The sequence below is a fragment of the Streptomyces sp. NPDC053367 genome (assembly GCF_044545925.1).
GTDB lineage: Bacteria > Actinomycetota > Actinomycetes > Streptomycetales > Streptomycetaceae > Streptomyces.
The window spans coordinates 187,916-205,167 of the sequence record NZ_JBITYN010000002.1 but is presented as its reverse complement, the minus strand read 5'-3'; the positions used below and the strand labels follow the sequence as shown (position 1 = coordinate 205,167).

Genomic DNA, 17,252 nt, shown 5'->3' with positions numbered 1-17,252 from the left:
GGCTCAGGCGGCGAGTGCCTCCCGGGCCGCCTGCTCCGCGAGGCCCCGGTCCTCGGCGACGAGGCCGATACGGGTCCGGCGGTCGAGGATGTCGGCCTCGTCGAGGGCGCCCTCGTGCCGGACGGCCCACACCAGCTCGGCCCCGGTGACCGGGTGCCCTGGCACGACTGGCCGGGCGAGCGCCGGGTCCCGGACGGCGAGGGCGTGCACGGCCTCGGCCTCCGAGCCGTAGCGCCGTACGAGACGGGCCGGGGCCCGCAGCCGGGCGAGCGCGCTCGGGCCGGCGGCGCCGACCAGCGGCACGGACGCGGTGCGGCAGGCGCCCGCGTCGAGACGGCGCCCGGCGACGGCGGCGTCGACGGCGTCCTGGGCCATACGGCGGTAGGTGGTGAGCTTGCCGCCGACGACGGTGACGACTCCGTCCGGCGAGGTGAGCACGGCGTGCTTGCGGGAGATGTCGGCGGTACGGCCGCCCGCGCCCCGGGTGTCGAGCAGCGGGCGCAGTCCGGCGAAGGCCCCGATCAGGTCGTCGCGGTGCACGGTGACGTCCAGCGCGGAGCCGAGGACGTCGAGCAGGAAGCCGATGTCGGTCTCGGGCACCTCGGGCACGTCGGGGATGTCCCCGTCGACGGGCTCGTCGGTGAGACCGACGTACACGCGGCCGTCGCCCTGCGGCAGGACCAGGACGAAGCGGTTGCTCTCGCCGGGGACCGGGATGTGCAGCCCGGCCGAGAGCCGGCCGAGGGCCTCCGAGCGCAGCACGAGGTGGGTGCCGCGGGAGGGGCGCAGCGTCACGTCCGTGACGAGGCCGCCCGCCCACACGCCGGCCGCGTTGACCACCGCACGGGCGCGGATGCGCAGTTCCTCGCCGGTGGTCTCGTCGCGGACGCGGGCGCCGTCGCCGGTGAGCTCCAGGGCGCGGGCGCGGGTCAGCACGCGCGCGCCGTGGGCGGCCGCGGTGCGGGCGACGGCCGTCACCAGGCGGGCGTCGTCGGTGAGCTGTCCGTCCCAGGAGAGCAGTCCGCCGCGCAGCCCGGTGGCGCGCAGCACCGGGGCGAGATGGCGGGTCTCGACGGCGGACAGGGTGCGCGGCGCGGGCAGGGTGGCGCGTGAGGTGCGGGCGGCGGCGCGGAGCATGTCGCCGGCCAGGAAACCGGTGCGGGCGAGGGCGGCCTGGCCGCGGCCGACCAGTGGGGTGAGCGGCAGCACGAACGGCTGGGCGCGGACCAGGTGGGGGGCGGTGCGCTCCATGAGGATGCCGCGCTCCACGGCGCTCTCGTGGGCCACGTCGAGCTGGCCCGAGGCGAGGTAGCGCAGCCCGCCGTGGATCAGCTTGGAGCTCCAGCGGGAGGTGCCGAAGGCGAGGTCGTGGGCGTCGATCGCGGCGACGCTGAGGCCGCGGGTGGCCGCGTCCAGGGCGGCTCCGGCGCCGGTCGCGCCGAGTCCGACGACCAGGAGGTCGACCTCGGCGCCGTCGGCGAGTTCGGCGAGTTCACGGCGCCGGCGCGCCGCGTCGAGGGAGGCCGTGGCGGTGGGGGTCATGGGGTGAGGGTCCTCTCCAGCAGCGTGCGCAGTTCGTCGAGGAAGGCGGCTTCGCCCAGTTCGGGGTCGCTGTCGTCGGTCATGGTGCGCAGCGAGAGCGTGAAGGACTGGACGACCAGGAGCAGGGACCTGGCCTGCAGGTCCGTGCGCATGCGGCGGACGGAGCCGTCCGCGTGGCCCTGGTCCAGCGCGGTGGCGAGCAGGTCGAGGAGTGCCTCCTGGCTGGCGCCCCGCCGGTCGAGGATGTAGGGCAGCAGCAGTTCGGGGTCGACGTCGAGGATCTTGTGGAAGAGCGTGTGGGCCCGGAAGGCGGTGGCTCCCCCGACGAGTCCGTCGACGATCCGGGCGCGGACGGGCCGGGGGTCGTCGGCGGGCGGCATGGCGTTCGCGGCGACCGCGATCCACTCACGGGTCATCAGGTCGCCCACGAGGCTGCGCACGTCGGGCCAGCGCCGGTAGATGGTCATCCGGGAGACGCCCGCGCGCCGGGCGACGTCGGTCAGGGTCGTGCGCCGTACACCGACGGCGAGCACGCAGTCGCGTGCGGCGTCGAGGACGGGGTCGGAGTCCGCGGCGGTGCCGCCGGGGCCGGCGCCGGTGACGGAGGCCCCGCTGTCCGGGGCGTTGCTGTCCGAGGCGTTGTGACGAATGGGCGTCATCTGTCACAGTGTAATGCCAGTACGGGCCGAGCGGCACGTCGAGCGCGCAGCGAGCAGCACAGCGAACAGCGAACAGCGAACAGCACAGCGAACAGTGAGCAGCGAGCAGTGAGCAGCGATGCGAGCGGCACGGCAGAGCAGCACCGAGCGTGAGGACCTTCGAAGTGGACATGTTGTGGAGCGGCTGGGGCGACCCGGCCAAGGCGGCCCCGCTGCCGGACGCGGTGACCGGCCTGCTGCGGGACCTGCTCGGCGTGACGCCCCGCGAGAAGGGCCCGGCGGACCTCGGTGACATCGAGGTGCCCCCGTCGGGGCTCACCGAGGATTCCCGCAAGGCCCTGCGGGCGGCCGTCGCCGCCGAGGACGGGCTGCGCGAGGACGCGGAGAGCCGTGTCCGGCACACCCGCGGCAAGTCCACGCCCGACCTGCTGCGCATCCGCTCCGGCGAGGTCGACGACATACCGGCGGCGGTCGTGCTGCCCGGCAGCCACGACGAGGTGCTGGCCGTGCTGCGCGCCTGCGCCGCGCACGGTCTGTCCGCCGTGCCCTTCGGCGGCGGCACCTCCGTCGTCGGCGGGCTGCGGCCGGAGGGCGGGCGGCCGTTCGTCGCGCTGGACCTGCGCCGGCTGGACCAGTTGCTCGCCGTCGACGAGGTGTCCCGCACGGCGGTCCTGCAGCCCGGACTGCGCGGACCGCGCTGCGAGGAGCTGCTCAACGCCCGGGGATTCACGCTCGGGCACTTCCCGCAGTCCTTCGAGTGGGCCTCGGTCGGCGGCTTCGCCGCGGCCCGCTCCAGCGGACAGGCCTCCTCCGGCTACGGCCGCTTCGACGAGATGGTCCTCGCCCTCACGGTCGCCACCCCCGAGGGCACCCTGGAGACCGGCCGCGCGCCCCGCTCGGCCGCGGGCCCGGACCTGCGCCAGCTGATCCTGGGCTCCGAGGGCGCCCTCGGCGTGATCACGTCCGTGACCGTGCGCATCCGCCCCCTGCCCGAGAAGCGGGTCTACGAGGGCTGGCGCTTCGCCTCCTTCGAGGCGGGCGCCGCCGCGCTGCGCCGCCTCGCGCAGGACGGGCCACGGCCGACCGTGCTGCGGCTGTCCGACGAGACCGAGACCTTCGTGGGTCTGGCCCAGCCCGACGCCATCGGCTCCTCCGACGCCCCGCAGCCCGCCGGCTGCATGGCGATCACCGGGTACGAGGGCGGCGCGCAGGAGACCGCCGCCCGGCGGGCGGCCGCCCGTGAGGTGCTGCTGGCCTGCGGCGGCGAGTACCTGGGGGAGGAACCCGGCGAGCGCTGGGAGCACGGCCGCTACGACGCGCCCTATCTGCGCGACGCGCTGCTCGACGCGGGCGCGTTCGCCGAGACGCTGGAGACGGCCGGATTCTGGTCCGCGATCCCCGGGCTGTACCGGGCGGTGCGCGAGGCGCTGACCGGCGCCCTGACCGCGGCCGGCACGCCGCCGCTGGTGATGTGCCACATCTCGCACACGTACGAGAACGGCGCCTCGCTCTACTTCACCGTCGTCTCGGCCCAGGGCGAGGACCCGGTCGGGCACTGGGAGCCGGTGAAGCGGGCCGCGAACGACGCGATCCTGGCGGCGGGCGGCACCATCAGCCACCACCACGGCGTGGGTACCGACCACCGGGACTGGTACGCCCGGGAGATCGGCCCGCTGGGCATCCGTATGCTCCAGGCCGTCAAGGCCGAGGTCGACCCGTCCGGTGTGCTCAGTCCCGGTGTCCTCCTTCCCGTCCGCTGACCGCCCCCTTCTCGCGCCGTACGGAGGCCCGATCCATGCGACAGTTCACCGCCGTGGTCAATCCCACCGCAGGGGGTTCCAGCGGAGCCGCGGGCCTTCTCCCGCTGGCCCGCCTGCTGCGGGAGGCCGGCGCCCGGCTCGACACCGAGTACAGCCGCAGCCTGGAGCACGCCCGGGAGATCGCCCTGCGGGCGGGAGCCGAGGGGCGTGTCGTGCTCGCCGTGGGCGGTGACGGCATGGCCGGCCGGGTCGGCGGCGCGCTCAGCGGCACGGACGCGGTGTTCGGCCTCGTCCCCGCGGGGCGCGGCAACGACTTCGCCCGCGCCCTCGGCCTGCCCACCGACACCGCCGGTCTCGCCCGGGTGCTGCTGGAGGGCACACCGCGCGCCGTGGACACGATCGAGGTCGAGTCCGCCGTGCACGAGCGGGTCCACGTCCTCGGCAGCGTGTACGCGGGTGTCGACGCGGTCGCCAACCGGTACGCCAACGCCTCCCGGCTGCTGCGGGGTTCGGCCTCGTACTACGCGGGCGGCCTCAGGGCCGTCCTCGGCTGGCGGCCGGCCGCCTACCGGATCACCGTCGACGGGGAGCCGTACGAGCGCAGCGGCTACACCGTGGTCGCGGCGAACTCCGGCTACTACGGGTTCGGCCGCAACATCGCGCCCGGCGCCCGCGTCGACGACGGCCTGCTGGACGTCGTGGTCATCGGGCACGCACCCAGACGGCACTTCTTCGCCATGATGAACGAGCTGAAGACCGGTGCCCATGTGCACCGCCCCCAGGTCGAGGTGGTGCGCGGCAAGGAGATCCGCATCGAGGCCGACCGGCCTCTCCCGTACGGCGCCGACGGCGAGGTCGACGCGGCCCTCCCGGTGACGGTCCGGGTCCGGCCGGGAGCGCTGAACGTCCTGGTCTGAGCCCCTTCGTGCGAGGCCGGGCGGGATGCGTTGGGAGCTGACCACCGGCGCCCTCCCGCCCGGCTCTGGTAGAAAGCTACGAAGAGCCGGGGTCGACCTGCGGGTCCTTTCATGTCTTCCACTCCTAGCTGGTGGCGATCATTCGGCTGTGTACTCCTCGTACGAGTCGCAGGCGATAAGGAGTGACCATGAGCACGCAGATCCAGGAAGCCGACGTCCAGGAGGCGGAGCGCGTCTGGCTGGAGCAGGCGATCAGGCTGGCCACCGACAGCGTGAGAAACGGCGGCGGGCCGTTCGGCGCCCTGGTCGCCAAGGGCGGCGAGGTCGTCGCCCTCGGCAACAACCAGGTCACCGCGACCCTGGACCCGACCGCGCACGCCGAGGTCAGCGCGATGCGCGCCGCCTGCAAGCAGCTGAACTCCTTCTCGCTGGAGGGCTGCGTCCTGGTGACGTCGTGCGAGCCCTGTCCGATGTGTCTGTCCTCCGCGCTGTGGGCCCGCGTGGACCGGATCGTCTTCGCCGCCGACCGGCACGACGCCGCCGTGGCCGGCTTCGACGACCGCAAGTTCTACGACCTGTTCGAGAAGCAGCCCGCCTCGATGTGGCCCATGGCCGTCGAAAGGCTCTCCCTGCCGAACCGCACCGAGCCGTTCGACACCTGGCTCGCGAAGGCCGACCGCGTCGAGTACTGACGCCGGTACGGTGGCCGGAAGACGATCCGGCCGGTGGGGGGACCATGCACGGCGGCACGAGCCGATGGCGGGGCGGACTCCTGGCCGGCGGGATCGCCGTGGCCGCACTGGTGCTGACCGGCTGCGCGGGGCAGCCGCAGCCCGTGGGCGCCGCAGCCTCCCCGGCCGCCCCCGGCCTGCGCAGGGACGAGGAGCCGGTACGGGCCCGCTTCCCCGAGTTCGGGGACTTCACGTCCAGCGTCTGGCTGGGCGAGGTCCTCGGCCAGAACCACGGCCGGCCGGCCGTGCCGGGCCCCACGGACGTCCGGATGGCCGGGGTGGTCCGGCTCACCGCCGTGGACGCGGCACGACTGCGCGACACCTACACCTGGCAGGACGCGCCCGCACAGCCGGCGCTGCCGGAGGGCCTGCGACCAGAGGTGCCGGCCGGCGCCCGCTGGCGGACGAGCGCCGGCTTCACCCGTGCCGTCACCGGCGGCCTGTACCCGGCGGCCTTCCACGCCGACCTCGACCGGAAAGTGCTCGTCTTCGACGCCGTGAACCCCGAAACGAAGAAGGCGTAGCGGCTCAGCCCGCCTGGATCAGGGCCGGTTGAGTACTTCGCTGAGGATTTGGCCGATGGGTCCGGTGAACAGACCGTCGGCGCCTCCGCCCTGGACCCGACGTCCCAATTCCGCTCTGCCGTGACGCGGAAAACAGAACGATCACATGGCGAAGAACAGCCTTCCGCTACCTAGCGGTAACAAGGCGCGGCGTGTCACATTCCTGCCTGCCACCGGCCGGCGGCGCAACCCTCACTCTCCGCCACCCCGCTCGGAGCGATGCTTCCGTGTGTCCGGACCTCGCTCCTGCGGAATGGCCGAACAACGGAGTTCGCCGTGTCCGGATCACCCCGCCGTTCCCCTCGCCTCCACAGACGGATCCTCACCGCCGTGACCGCCGCGGTGCTGCTCGGCGCCGGGCTGGGCGCCGCCCCGGCAGCCTCCGCGAGTCCCGGGAACGGCCCCACCGCCATCGTCTCGCTCGGCGACAGCTACATCTCGGGTGAAGCGGGGCGCTGGCGCGGCAACAGCCTGAACAACGCCGGCAGCCGCGACGGAACCGACCGGGCCTGGACCGGCAGCACCTACGACCCGACGCTCGTGTACGGCCCCACCGCCGTCAACGGCTGTCACCGCTCCGACTCCGCCGAGGTCAAGAGCGCCACCGGCACCGGCGTCCAGGCGCTGGTCGACCTCGCCTGCTCCGGCGCGACCACGGCCAACGTCTTCCGCGCGGCCTCCGGCGGCCGGCCCTACAAGGGCGAGGCCCCGCAGGCCGACCAGCTCGCCGCCGTCGCCGCCCAGTACGACGTCAAGGCCGTCGCCCTGTCCGTCGGCGGCAACGACCTGGGCTTCGCCTCGATCATCGAGACCTGCGCGACGGACTACATGATCTGGTACTCGTACTGCCACGACGACCAGCAGCAGGTCGTGGACTCGAAGATCGACGCCGTGACGGCGAACGTCGGCAAGAGCATCGACGAGGTCCGCGCGGTGATGAGCGCGGCCGGTTACGGCTCCTCGTCGTACCGGATCATCCTCCAGTCCTACCCGTCCCCGATCCCGCGGGCCGCCGAGAACCGCTACGGCGAGAGCGGCTGGTCCCGGGTCAGCACCGGCGGCTGCCCGTTCTGGAACAAGGACTCCGACTGGGCGCGCGACTCGCTCGTCCCGCAGATCGCGGGCCGGCTGCGGCAGGTGGCGACCGCCAAGGGCGTGGAGTTCCTCGACCTGCGCGACATGCTCCAGGGCCGCGAGGTCTGCGCCACGGCGAGCCGGCTGGTGACCGCCACGCAGCCGCCGTCCGCCACCTCCAGCGAGTGGGCCCGCTGGATCGACAGCGACGGCACCCAGGGCCCCGTCCAGGAGTCCATGCACCCCAACCACTACGGCCAGCAGGGCCAGGGCCGTTGCCTCGCCCTCGCCTACGCGGCGACGCCGGGCGGCCACCGCGGCTGCCGCAACACGCCGGGGTCCGGGGCGTCCGGGATGTACCTCACCACCCTGTCGTAGGGCGCCCCGTGGTGGTTTCCGTGGTGACCACGGATGCGGTCCGTACCCCGGCCGGGAGAGGCTGTGCGCACAGCGGTCGCCCCCACCGGGGGCGTACCGGACCGATCGTGGACCAGGACGGCAGGGGACCATCATGACCAGCACCGACGACACCGCCTACGAGGGTTTCTCGGCCGAGGAGCGGGCCGCGATGAAGGAGCACGCCCAGGAGATGAAGAAGGCCGCGCGCCGCACCTCCAAGGCGGACAAGGCGGCCGAGGCGGCCCGGGACGTCCTCGCGAAGATCGCCGAGATGCCGGAGTCGGACCGTGTCCTGGCCGAGCGCGTCCACGCCGTGGTCACCGCCACCGCCCCGGCCCTCGCGCCGAAGCTGTGGTACGGCATGCCCGCGTACGCCCTGGACGGCAAGGTCGTCTGCTTCTTCCAGAGCGCGGCGAAGTTCAAGGCGCGCTACGCCACGCTCGGGTTCAACGACCCGGCCCAGCTGGACGACGGGCCGATGTGGGCGACCGCCTTCGCTCTCACCGAGGTGACGCCCGAGGTGGAGGCGCGCATCGCCGCACTGGTCGAGCGCGCGGCCGGCTGAGGCCCGGCGGGGCCGTCGCCACGGCAACTCGGCGGCCTCGCCGTTCGCCGCGCCGAGTACTGCGGCAGGCGCGGCGTGCGGGCGCGGCGTGCGGGCGCGGCGTGCTCGCCGCAACGCGCCGCTCCTGTCGGTATGTCGACATGTGCCACACCGTCGCGGCGCCGACGGCCCGGGCGGGCACGGTCGTTCTCGCGTGGCGGGGACCGTCGGCCGGTGCCAGCATGGGAGTGGTGCCGTGCGCCCGAGTGCTGTACGCCCGGGGCGTGGTGCGCCGCTCCACTCCCTCGGCTCCCTCGCGAGGAGGGATGGTCATGGCCAAGCGTCTGGTCGTCTGTTGCGACGGCACATGGAACTTCGCCGACCAACCCAGCAAGACGAACGTCGCCAAGGTCGCGCTGTCCGTGCGGCCGGGGACGTCCGCCGGGAAGGAACAACGGGTCTACTACCACAGCGGGGTCGGCACCGGCCGGAGCGAGCGGCTGCGCGGCGGCGCGTTCGGGATGGGCCTGTCACGGAACACCGCCGACGCCTACCGCTTCCTGGTGGAGACGTACGAGCCCGGCGACGAGCTGTTCCTGTTCGGCTTCAGCCGGGGCGCGTTCACCGCGCGCAGCCTGGCCGGGCTGGTGCGCAACAGCGGCATCCTGCGCCGGGACCACGCCGACCGGATGCCGCAGGCCTGGTCCCTGTACCGGGACCGTATCGAGCAGCCCAACGGCGCGGCCGCCACGCTGTTCCGCCGCTCCTACGCGCGTGAGACGGAGATCCGCTTCATCGGCGTGTGGGACACGGTGGGCTCGCTCGGCGTCCCGATGCCGGGCCGGCCCTGGCTCCAGCCGGCCGTGAACCGGTTCAACCACCGCTGGGCGTTCCACAACACGGACTTGAGCAGCTGGGTGAACGCGGCGTTCCACGCGCTGGCCGTCGACGAGCAGCGCTCGGCGTTCCGGCCGGCCCTGTGGCACCAGATGCCGGGCGCGGCCGAGCAGGGCCAGGAGCTGAAGCAGGTGTGGTTCGCCGGGGTGCACTGCGATGTCGGCGGCGGCTACAAGGAGGCGGGGCTGTCCGACATCGCGCTGCTGTGGATGGTGGACCAGGCCCGCCGCTACGGCCTCGTCTTCGACGACGAGGTGCTCAGCGAGGCCGGACCGCGGGTGATGAAGCCGGACGTGAGCACCGACTTCCGGGTGCGGCCGGACGGTTCGGGCACTCTGCACGACTCGCGGACGAAGATGTACCGGCTGGCCAAGCCGCTGCACCGGCCGATCGGGGCGGCGGTGAACGAGCGGGGCGAGCCCGACGGCAACGAGTTCCTCGCGGTGCCGGCCAAGGAGCGCTACGACCGCGACGCCGCCTACCGGCCTCCCGAGCTGGAGCGGTATCTGGGCGCCCAGGAGCGGGTCCGGCTGGAGCCCGTGCTGCTGCCGGGCCTCGCCGCGGGCCTGCCGCCCCTGCCGGGCGCGGAGCCGGGCCCCGCGGTGGCGGACGCGCCGAAGGCGAGCCGGCCGCACGACGGCACCCCGTGAGCCGAGGCGGCACCGGCCGGCCCGCCGACGGGCTGGAGCCCCGCCGACGGGCTGGAGCCCCGCCGACGGTCTGGACGGGGCCGGGCGGGGCCCGCCCGGTCAGGCTCCGAACGTGAACGCCCCTGTACCCGGTGCGGTCTTCCCGCCCCCCGGGGCCTCGGACGTCCGGCGCGGTCCGGTCCGCTCGGGAAGCATCCGGGCGAAGCGGGGCGAGGGTTCGACGCCGAGTTCCTCCTCCAGCAGCCGGCGGAACGCCTCGTAGTGGCGCAGGGCCTCGCCGATGTTGCCCTCGGCGAGGTGCGCCGACACGACGGCCCGGTGCGCGCTCTCGCGCAGCGGCTCCGCCCGTACGCTCGCCCAGGCCGCCTCCATCGCCAGGGCGGGTCTGTCCTGCCGTACCAGGGCGTCGGCCAGCGTGTCGAGCGCGTGCAGCCGTAGTTGCCGCAGGCGCTCGCGCTCCAGCAGCACCCAGTCCTCGTCCCAGCCCGGCAGCAGGTCCTCCCCGGTGAGCAGGTCCGGCGGGGGCAGGGCGTCGAGCGCGGGGCCGGTGCCCTGGACGACGGCGAGCGCGGTCCGGGTGAGGTCGTGGACGTCCACGTGCAGGGCGGGGGTGACCAGCAGCATGTCCCCGCGGCAGCGGACCAGGGGCGGCTCGGCGCGCGGCAGCTTCCACAGCGTGGTGCGGAGGCTGCCGCGGGCGTGTCCTTCGGTGACCTCGGGCCACAGGGTGCCGGCGAGGACGGTGCGGGACACGCGCTGCCGCAGGCCCATGAAGGCGAGGAGGCGCTGGCCGTTGCGGCACAGTTCGACCGGCTCGGTGCCCAGTTCCAGGCGGAACTGGCCGAGGAGTCGCAAGCGGGGAGGAGCAGGGACCACCTTGACCGCCTCACGCACAGCGTGCCGCGTGGGCGCGCCCCTACCGGCCGGTGGGGATGCCGCATGCTCCGACGGGGCGTGCCACCACCAGTCTCGGCCCGGTGTGCACCACGTGCAACTTCGTCAAGCGGAACGCGGCGGGGACGATGACGACATGGCCGAGCGGGTCGCCGGGGCGGCGATGACGACGTGGTCGAGCGGGGCGCCACGGCGGTGTTGACGGCGTGGTGACGCCGCGCTGACGCCGGTTCCGTAATTTCGTACGCGACATCGTCCGCTGGGAGTCCGTCATGGTCGCTCTGGCCAACGTCCGCTTCGGCAAGCGCAACGAGGACGTGCGCACCGTGCAGAAGGCCCTGATCAAACGGGGCCGCAAGATCCCCGACGGGCCGACCGGCCTGTTCGGTGAGCAGACCAAGGCCGCCTACCGGGCCGAGCAGCTCGCGCAGGGCTTCAAGGGCGCCGACGCCGACGGCATACCCGGCTGCACGTCACTGACCGCCCTCGGCCGCCTCACCGGCTTCACGGTCGACTGCGGACGGGTGCCGGCCGGCCGTGGCGGGAGGCTGTCCCTCGCCCAGGTCACCTACCGCGACCCCGGTGACGACTCCGGGGAGGCGGCGATGCGGCGCTACGCGCGCAAGGCGTGCGAACTGACCGGGATGGAACAGAAGTTCGGGGTCCCGGCTCTCACCACGATCGCCAAGCGCGAGTCCACCTTCAATCATCCGAAGCACCGGGTGAACAAGACGGACTCCAACGCGCACGGCCCCATCGTGTCCGACGGACATCCGCGGAACTGCTCCCGGGGCGCCACACAGTGCATCCCCACGACGTTCGCCGCCTACCACCAGGCGGGCACCGCGACCACGCCGTACGACGTCGTCGCCTGTATGTGCGCGACGGTCAACTACGTACGCGACCGCTATCACGTCAACCGGTCCGGCTCGAACTTCGCCGCCCGCGTCCAGCAGGCCGATCCGCACCGGGCTCCCCATCCCTACTAGGAGTCCGTCATGGTCGCTCTGGCGAACGTCCGCTTCGGCAAGCGCAACGAGGCGGCGCGGCCGGCGCCCCGGCGGCCGGCCGAGGGGCGGGTGCCCTCGCCCGTGCCGGGGCACAAGGTCACCTTCGAGTTCTTCAGCATGCACTTCGAGATGTCGAAGGGTTCCACCTGGTCGTACGGCGATGTGACGAAGCCTAGTTGCTGAACCGGCGGGCTCCCCCGGGCTGGCGCCCCACCGGTCGGCGGCACGGAGCGAGCCGGTCAACTCACCTGCGGCAGACCGCTCCTGAGGGCCGCGATCAGGGACAGCAGCGTTTCGTGCGTCCTGGTGTCGGCCGCCGCCACCAGGCCGCGGCCGCCCTCTTCGAGCGGGGTGCCGTCGAGGCCGGTGACCACGCAGCCCGCCGCCCGGCACAGGGCGATGCCCGCGGCGAAGTGGACGCTGCCGGACAGGGTGTCGTCGCCGTCGGTGACGTAGGCGGCGCGCCTGCCGGCGGCTACCCAGACGAGGGCGAGGCTCGTGGAGAGGACCCGGGGGCGGAAGCGTTCGACGAAGCCGGGGTGGGCCAGCAGGTCCACGGCCCGGAAGGCGGGGGCGCCGGGGAACGGCGGGTCGAGGTTGACGTCGACGAGCCGGGTGGCGGAGGTGGGCGTCAGCGGGACGTCCGTGCCGCCGGCCCTGAGCCAGGCACGGGTGCCGTCGGTGCAGAAGACCTCGCCGGTGAACGGGTCGGCCACGGCGGCGGCCCCGTCGCGCAGCGCCACGTTGACGGCGACCAGCATGCCGCCGGCGGCGTAGTTGAGCGTGCCGCACAACGGGTCGACGAGCCACTGCCGTGCGGCCCCTGCCAGGCCCTGCCGGCCGCTCTCCTCACCGAGGACCGCGTCGTCGGGCCGGGCGGCCCGCAGGACGTCGAGGACGGCCCGCTCCGCCTCCACGTCGGCGGTGGTGGCGAAGTCGCCCGCCCCCTTGTCGATACGGCCGAGGCGCCCGCCGTACATGCTCCGCACGACGTCCGCGCCGGCCCGGACGGCGGCTATGGCGACCTCGGCGTCGTCGGTGCCCGCACTGGAATCGATCATGGCCGGAGGATAGCCGGGGGACCGAAGGTCAGGTGTCGTGGACGCGGACCAGGGCGAGGGTGATGTTGTCGGGGCCGCCCGCCTCGATCGCGGCGCGCCACAGGGCGAAGGCGGCGACACCGTCCTCGGGTTCCTCCAGGATGCGGGCGATGTCGTCGTCGGGGACGGGGTCGGTCAGACCGTCGCTGCAGATCAGGTAGCGGCCGCCGGGGGCGAGGCCGCTGCGGTCGAGGTGCGGGGTGACGGGCGTGAGACCGCGGCTGCCGCCGAGGGTCTGGGTGACAGCGGAGGTGGTGCGCCGGCCGGGAGCCGGCGGCGGGCTGTCGTCGACGCTGACCTGGCGCAGGCCGTCCTCGTCCTGGCGGTAGACCTTGCTGTCGCCGACGTTGAACACGAGCAGGCTGTCCGCCAGGACCAGCACTCCGGCGACGGTGGTGCCCATGGTGGCCAGCTCGGGATGGCTCCCGGACGCCTCGAACAGCTCAGTGTTGCAGCCGTCCAGGGCACGGCCGAGGCGGTCCTCGTCGGTGAGCGTGGGGCCGAGCGCGGCCAGCCGGTTGACGACCAGGCCGCTCGCGACCTCGCCGCCCGGGTGCCCGCCGAGGCCGTCGGCGACCGCCACCAGCAGGGGGCGGGCCCGGGGGAAGGCGAGGGTCTGGGGGCTCTCGGTCACGGTGCCGCACAGGGTCCACGGCCCGACGACGAGGCTGTCCTCGTTGTGGTCGCGGACCAGTCCGGTGTGGCTCAGAGCGGTCACTGCTGTATAGGACACGTGGCTGCCTGCCTCTCCCTCACCATTGTCCTCCTGCGCGCCACCGAGCGCGTGGTCATCGCGAAACCGCTGGACGGCACATGGCCCGGCCCATGCCTCCTCACCGTGACGCGGGCGGTCGCGTACGGCGGGGAGGTCCGGGTGAGACTCCGTCAGCGACCTTGTGCGGCGCCCCGGTCCGAGCCGCTGTCCAGCACCTGCCCGGCTCTGCGGCGGGACAGGCCGCCCCCGCGCCCGCCGGGTCCGCCGTGTCGGCCGGTGGCCGCCGGCTCACGGTCGGTGGCGCTGCGCAGGTCCGGGTCGGCCGCTGTACCGGTAGGCGTGTCCGCAGGGGGGGCCGGTCGGGCGGTGCTGTGGAGGTCACGACTCCGGGACGTGAGGAGACGAGGGTGAGGTTGCGCGCCGGTGTGCGGGGATTGCGCTCGACGAGGCGGCGGGCCTCGGTCAGGGCGTGTCGTCCCAGGCGAGTGAGGCCATCCGCCAGCCCTCCGGAGTGCGCAGGAACTGGGTGGTCTTGCAGCCGGAGCCCTCGAACCAAGTGCCGTTGTGGTAGCCGGACTTGCGGTATTCGCTGAACCGGTGGGCGACCGAGCCGAAGATCTCCGTGCGCGCGGAGACCTCCCGTTCGGAGAACTCGGTGAGGGTGCCGTCGGTGAGCATCTTCTGCCGGGGCTCGATGAACGCGTCGAGGTCGTAGATCACCGGCTCGGGGCCGACGTTCGCGATGATCCTGCCCTGCGGGACGAACAGGTCGCGGAGGACGCCGAGGTCGGGCCGTCTGCCGCCGGTGTTGGTGAAGGCGCCGACGAACTCGCCCATCAGCCGGTCGAGTTCGACGCGGACGGCGACGGTGGCCTCCTGTCCGTCGGGAGCCGGCTGTGCCCGGTCCGCGGACGCCGCCGGCCGTGCCCCGCCGCCGGACCCGTCCCCCGCGGGCGGCCACTCCTCCGCCAGCACCGACCACACCTCGCTGTCCTGCCGCTCACCGCGGTGCGGGTAGCGCCGCCGCAGGACGCCTTCGCGGGTCATGCCGAGCCGGCGGGCGACGGCGATGCTGCGGGCGTTGCCCGAGGCGACCCACCATTCGACCCGGCTCATCCCGCGCTCGCGGAACGCCCAGTCGATCAGCGCCCGGCAGGCCCGAGTCACCAGCCCCCGCCCCTCCCCCGCCGGCTCCGCCCAGCAGCCGACCTCGCACACTCCGGAGGCGCTGTCGAAGCGGGTGAACATGACACCGCCGACGAGCGTGCCGTCGAGCCGGATGCCGTAGACGCGGCCGCTGTCCTCGGCCAGCCGGTCGGCGTAGCGCTGGAGGGTGGCCGTGGCGGACGCCAGGTCGGTGCTGAGGCTCGCCCACGGTATCCACGGGTCGACCCCGTCCCGGGCGCGGTCCATGTGGGCCAGGAACTCCGGCGCCTGCCAGGGCTCCAGGGGGTGCAGGTCCGCACGGTCGTCCAGCGGCAGATTGAACATGGGGAGCCTCGCTCTCTCGGGTGCGTAACAAGCGTTCGGTACGTAGGCTGACAGCATGCCGCCCGCACCTGGTGACCGTGAAGCCCGCCGCAAGGACGTGTCCGAGGCGGTGTGGCGGGTCCTCGCCGACAAGGGGTTCGGCGGGCTGACCCTGCGCGCCGTCGCCGCCGGGATGGGCGTGTCGACGGGGATGCTGATGCACTACTTCCCGACGAAACGGGCCCTGATCACGCACGCGCTGGACCTGCTGGAGAGGAACACCGCGCAGCGGCCGCGCCGGGCGCATCCCGCCCCCGGCCTGGCCACCGTCCGCGCCATGCTCCTGGACATCCTGCCGCTGACCCCGGACGACACCGCCCGCAACCGCATCTGGGTCAGCTCCTGGGACCTCTCCCTCGCCGACGGCGACCTGACCGCGGCACAGGCCGCCCGCTACGCCCGGCTGCGCTCGGCGCTGGCCCCGCACCTGAAAGCCGCGCAAGATCTCGGTGAGCTGCCCGCCGAGGCCGGGCCCGAGCGGCTCGCGGCGGCCGTCGTCGCCTTCACCCATGGCCTGGTCGTCCAGGCGCTCTTCGACCCGGACCGCTTCTCCGGGGACGTACAGACCGCCCTCCTGGACGATTTCCTCGCCTCGCTGACGCGGTCCGCCTGACGCTTCCGTCGCCGCAGTGGTTTATGGATCCGATTTGCGGGGTTATGGGAGAGAAGACCTAAGAAGGTGAATGATCACGAACGACGACAAGCCCCGCAGGGCACGGGACGACGAGGCAGGGCAGGACTCCCCCACCGAGGAGCGCGTGTCCGCTCCCGAAGCCATGCGTGGCGCCATCGACCAGCTCAGCCAGTTGCTGGGCAGGGCTCCGGAGTCGGTTTCCTCGCTGAGGCCGACCGAACAGGGCTGGGAAGCCGAAGTCGAGGTCGTGGAACTCGAACGCATCCCTGAGACGAGCAGCATCATGGCCAGCTACCAGGTGGTCCTGGACCCCACGGGGAAGCTGCTGGCCTACGAGCGCGGGCGCCGCTACACGCGGTCCCAGATCGACAGGGCGGACAAGAGCTAGACACGGCCACGACGGCTCGGCTCGACCCTTCACAGGAAGGGAAGACGACGTGAGCGTGGTGCCGCAAGGCAATGCCGGGCCTCCGGCATCCGGGGGCGGATCGGGCAACCTCTACGACGTACTGGAACTGGTCCTAGACCGGGGCCTGGTCATCGACGTGTTCGCCCGGATCTCCCTGGTGGGCATCGAGATCGTGAAGGTCGACGCCCGTGTGGTGGTCGCCAGCGTGGACACGTATCTGCGCTTCGCCGAAGCCGCCAACCGCCTGGACCTGGAGGCGGGCCGCAAGGCACCGGCCCAGCTGACCGATGTCGTGGAGGGCGTCACCGAGAAGGGTGCCCAGGGCAAGAGCAAGGGAGCGCTGTCCGGCGCGGTCCAGGCGGTCACCGAGTCCCTCCAGAAGGGGCGCGAGGAGGCCGAGCGCGAGCCGGAGCCCAGACGCGAACGGAGCTCGGGCAGCCGCAGCCGGGACCGTGAGCGCAGCCGGGACCGGGAGGAGTGAGCGAGCCGATGTCCGTGTACGTGTACGCGATCACCAAGGCGTCACATCCGCTGCGCCTGGACGACGTCACCGGCGTGGGCGACCCGCCCGCGGAGGTCCGCGTCGTGCCCGGCGACTCGCTGTGCGCCGTCGTCAGTGAGTCCCCGGCGGACCTGTCCGTCTCCCGGCAGGATCTGCAGGCCCACCACGAGGTCGGGCAGCGCCTGTGGGCCGACGGCCCCGTACTGCCGCTCAGCTTCGGCTTCACCGCCGAGGACGACGACGCCGTACGCGCCGTGCTGGAGGAGCGGGGGCCGCAGATGGCGCAGCGGCTCGACGAGCTCACCGGGCGCGGCGAGTTCAACGTCAAGGGAGTCGCCCAGGAGGACGCGCTGGTGGGGGCCGAGCTGCAGGACAACCGGCAGGCCCGTGAGCTCAACGAGCGCACCCGGAAGGGCGCCGGCACCTACGAGGACCGTGTGGCCCTCGGGCAGCTGCTGGCCGAGGGCGTGCAGCGCCGCGAGCAGGCGCTGGCCGAGGAGATCCTCGCCGTGCTGCGGCCGCTCGCGCTGGCCGAGCAGACGTCGCCGCCGTCCGGTCAGTACTTCGTGAACTCCTCCTTCCTGGTGGACGAGGAGCGCTACGACGAGTTCGCCCGGACCGGCCAGGAACTGAGCGAGCGCTACGGCGAGGCGGCCGAGGTGCGGCTGCGCGGCCCGCTGGCGCCCTACAGCTTCGTGTGAGGCGGGAGAAGGGCCATGCGC

At 73.4% G+C, this 17,252-nt stretch carries 19 protein-coding genes; 13 read left to right on the top strand and 6 right to left on the bottom strand.

Annotated features, from left to right (window positions below; genetic code table 11):
- Positions 1-3: 3 nt before the first annotated feature.
- Positions 4-1,542 carry a glycerol-3-phosphate dehydrogenase/oxidase gene (locus tag ACIGXJ_RS07425; RefSeq protein WP_399642354.1) on the bottom strand — a complete coding sequence of 513 codons (1,539 nt, stop codon included), beginning with the start codon at positions 1,540-1,542 and terminating at the stop codon, positions 4-6.
- The gene (locus tag ACIGXJ_RS07420; protein ID WP_399642352.1) at positions 1,539-2,201 is read right to left on the bottom strand and encodes a TetR/AcrR family transcriptional regulator; all 663 of its coding nucleotides are present in this window, start codon (positions 2,199-2,201) and stop codon (positions 1,539-1,541) included. Before ACIGXJ_RS07420 ends, ACIGXJ_RS07425 begins: the two co-directional genes overlap by 4 nt.
- Positions 2,202-2,365: 164 nt before the next feature.
- Here ACIGXJ_RS07420 and ACIGXJ_RS07415 point away from each other — a divergent pair, with 164 nt between their 5' ends.
- The 7 genes from ACIGXJ_RS07415 to ACIGXJ_RS07385 all read left to right on the top strand — a co-directional run bounded on the left by ACIGXJ_RS07415 (position 2,366) and on the right by ACIGXJ_RS07385 (position 9,736).
- Entirely contained in the window at positions 2,366-3,961 is a 1,596-nt protein-coding gene (locus ACIGXJ_RS07415; RefSeq protein ID WP_399642786.1) for an FAD-binding oxidoreductase, read from the top strand.
- Positions 3,962-3,996: 35 nt separating this feature from the next.
- Positions 3,997-4,878, top strand: a complete 882-nt coding sequence (locus ACIGXJ_RS07410) for a diacylglycerol/lipid kinase family protein (protein WP_399642351.1) — start codon at positions 3,997-3,999, stop codon at positions 4,876-4,878.
- Positions 4,879-5,066: 188 nt separating this feature from the next.
- On the top strand, positions 5,067-5,570 hold the full coding sequence (locus tag ACIGXJ_RS07405; protein ID WP_399642349.1) for a nucleoside deaminase: 504 nt from the start codon (positions 5,067-5,069) through the stop codon (positions 5,568-5,570).
- A gap of 44 nt (positions 5,571-5,614) precedes the next feature.
- The gene (locus ACIGXJ_RS07400; RefSeq protein WP_399642348.1) at positions 5,615-6,133 is read left to right on the top strand and encodes a hypothetical protein; all 519 of its coding nucleotides are present in this window, start codon (positions 5,615-5,617) and stop codon (positions 6,131-6,133) included.
- Between the two features lie 369 nt (positions 6,134-6,502).
- Positions 6,503-7,624 (top strand): GDSL-type esterase/lipase family protein, encoded by a 1,122-nt coding sequence (locus ACIGXJ_RS07395; protein ID WP_399642346.1) that lies wholly within the window; start codon positions 6,503-6,505, stop codon positions 7,622-7,624.
- 133 nt (positions 7,625-7,757) lie between these two features.
- Positions 7,758-8,210, top strand: a complete 453-nt coding sequence (locus ACIGXJ_RS07390; protein WP_399642345.1) for an iron chaperone — start codon at positions 7,758-7,760, stop codon at positions 8,208-8,210.
- A 311-nt stretch (positions 8,211-8,521) separates the two neighbouring features.
- Complete coding sequence (locus ACIGXJ_RS07385) at positions 8,522-9,736, top strand: DUF2235 domain-containing protein (RefSeq protein WP_399642344.1); 1,215 nt, start codon at positions 8,522-8,524, stop codon at positions 9,734-9,736.
- Positions 9,737-9,835: 99 nt separating this feature from the next.
- Here the strand turns inward: ACIGXJ_RS07385 and ACIGXJ_RS07380 are convergent, their stop codons facing one another.
- Positions 9,836-10,591 carry a BTAD domain-containing putative transcriptional regulator gene (locus ACIGXJ_RS07380; RefSeq protein WP_399642342.1) on the bottom strand — a complete coding sequence of 252 codons (756 nt, stop codon included), beginning with the start codon at positions 10,589-10,591 and terminating at the stop codon, positions 9,836-9,838.
- Positions 10,592-10,902: 311 nt separating this feature from the next.
- On the opposite strand from ACIGXJ_RS07380, the gene ACIGXJ_RS07375 reads away from it, so the two are divergent.
- Together ACIGXJ_RS07375 and ACIGXJ_RS07370 are read left to right on the top strand one after the other, a co-directional pair.
- Positions 10,903-11,619 (top strand): peptidoglycan-binding protein, encoded by a 717-nt coding sequence (locus ACIGXJ_RS07375; RefSeq protein ID WP_399642340.1) that lies wholly within the window; start codon positions 10,903-10,905, stop codon positions 11,617-11,619.
- 9 nt (positions 11,620-11,628) lie between these two features.
- Entirely contained in the window at positions 11,629-11,823 is a 195-nt protein-coding gene (locus ACIGXJ_RS07370; protein ID WP_399642338.1) for a hypothetical protein, read from the top strand.
- Between the two features lie 56 nt (positions 11,824-11,879).
- On the opposite strand, the gene ACIGXJ_RS07365 is transcribed toward ACIGXJ_RS07370, so the two are convergent.
- The 3 genes from ACIGXJ_RS07365 to ACIGXJ_RS07355 form a co-directional block, all read right to left on the bottom strand.
- A complete protein-coding gene (locus tag ACIGXJ_RS07365; RefSeq protein WP_399642336.1) occupies positions 11,880-12,701 on the bottom strand; it encodes an inositol monophosphatase family protein in 822 nt (273 codons plus the stop codon).
- Positions 12,702-12,729: 28 nt separating this feature from the next.
- Positions 12,730-13,473 (bottom strand): PP2C family protein-serine/threonine phosphatase, encoded by a 744-nt coding sequence (locus tag ACIGXJ_RS07360; protein WP_399642334.1) that lies wholly within the window; start codon positions 13,471-13,473, stop codon positions 12,730-12,732.
- A gap of 444 nt (positions 13,474-13,917) precedes the next feature.
- Positions 13,918-14,946, bottom strand: a complete 1,029-nt coding sequence (locus tag ACIGXJ_RS07355) for a GNAT family N-acetyltransferase (protein WP_399642333.1) — start codon at positions 14,944-14,946, stop codon at positions 13,918-13,920.
- A gap of 55 nt (positions 14,947-15,001) precedes the next feature.
- On the opposite strand from ACIGXJ_RS07355, the gene ACIGXJ_RS07350 reads away from it, so the two are divergent.
- From ACIGXJ_RS07350 to ACIGXJ_RS07335, 4 genes are all read left to right on the top strand, one after another.
- On the top strand, positions 15,002-15,598 hold the full coding sequence (locus ACIGXJ_RS07350) for a TetR/AcrR family transcriptional regulator (protein WP_399642332.1): 597 nt from the start codon (positions 15,002-15,004) through the stop codon (positions 15,596-15,598).
- 70 nt (positions 15,599-15,668) lie between these two features.
- Entirely contained in the window at positions 15,669-16,007 is a 339-nt protein-coding gene (locus ACIGXJ_RS07345; RefSeq protein ID WP_399642331.1) for a gas vesicle protein, read from the top strand.
- Between the two features lie 49 nt (positions 16,008-16,056).
- On the top strand, positions 16,057-16,509 hold the full coding sequence (gene gvpJ, locus ACIGXJ_RS07340; RefSeq protein ID WP_399642329.1) for a gas vesicle protein GvpJ: 453 nt from the start codon (positions 16,057-16,059) through the stop codon (positions 16,507-16,509).
- Positions 16,510-16,517: 8 nt separating this feature from the next.
- Entirely contained in the window at positions 16,518-17,231 is a 714-nt protein-coding gene (locus ACIGXJ_RS07335; protein ID WP_399642327.1) for a GvpL/GvpF family gas vesicle protein, read from the top strand.
- The last annotated feature ends 21 nt before the right edge of the window (positions 17,232-17,252 follow it).

What these genes read in the sequence shown, in the direction of transcription:
- ACIGXJ_RS07425 (WP_399642354.1), bottom strand. Translation starts at nt 1,542, where the DNA reads ATGACCCCCACCGCCACGGCCTCCCTCGACGCGGCGCGCCGGCGCCGT.
- ACIGXJ_RS07420 (WP_399642352.1), bottom strand. Translation starts at nt 2,201, where the DNA reads ATGACGCCCATTCGTCACAACGCCTCGGACAGCAACGCCCCGGACAGC.
- ACIGXJ_RS07410 (WP_399642351.1), top strand. Translation starts at nt 3,997, where the DNA reads ATGCGACAGTTCACCGCCGTGGTCAATCCCACCGCAGGGGGTTCCAGC.
- ACIGXJ_RS07405 (WP_399642349.1), top strand. Translation starts at nt 5,067, where the DNA reads ATGAGCACGCAGATCCAGGAAGCCGACGTCCAGGAGGCGGAGCGCGTC.
- ACIGXJ_RS07400 (WP_399642348.1), top strand. Translation starts at nt 5,615, where the DNA reads ATGCACGGCGGCACGAGCCGATGGCGGGGCGGACTCCTGGCCGGCGGG.
- ACIGXJ_RS07390 (WP_399642345.1), top strand. Translation starts at nt 7,758, where the DNA reads ATGACCAGCACCGACGACACCGCCTACGAGGGTTTCTCGGCCGAGGAG.
- ACIGXJ_RS07385 (WP_399642344.1), top strand. Translation starts at nt 8,522, where the DNA reads ATGGCCAAGCGTCTGGTCGTCTGTTGCGACGGCACATGGAACTTCGCC.
- ACIGXJ_RS07375 (WP_399642340.1), top strand. Translation starts at nt 10,903, where the DNA reads ATGGTCGCTCTGGCCAACGTCCGCTTCGGCAAGCGCAACGAGGACGTG.
- ACIGXJ_RS07370 (WP_399642338.1), top strand. Translation starts at nt 11,629, where the DNA reads ATGGTCGCTCTGGCGAACGTCCGCTTCGGCAAGCGCAACGAGGCGGCG.
- ACIGXJ_RS07365 (WP_399642336.1), bottom strand. Translation starts at nt 12,701, where the DNA reads ATGATCGATTCCAGTGCGGGCACCGACGACGCCGAGGTCGCCATAGCC.
- ACIGXJ_RS07355 (WP_399642333.1), bottom strand. Translation starts at nt 14,946, where the DNA reads ATGTTCAATCTGCCGCTGGACGACCGTGCGGACCTGCACCCCCTGGAG.
- ACIGXJ_RS07350 (WP_399642332.1), top strand. Translation starts at nt 15,002, where the DNA reads ATGCCGCCCGCACCTGGTGACCGTGAAGCCCGCCGCAAGGACGTGTCC.
- ACIGXJ_RS07345 (WP_399642331.1), top strand. Translation starts at nt 15,669, where the DNA reads ATGATCACGAACGACGACAAGCCCCGCAGGGCACGGGACGACGAGGCA.
- ACIGXJ_RS07335 (WP_399642327.1), top strand. Translation starts at nt 16,518, where the DNA reads ATGTCCGTGTACGTGTACGCGATCACCAAGGCGTCACATCCGCTGCGC.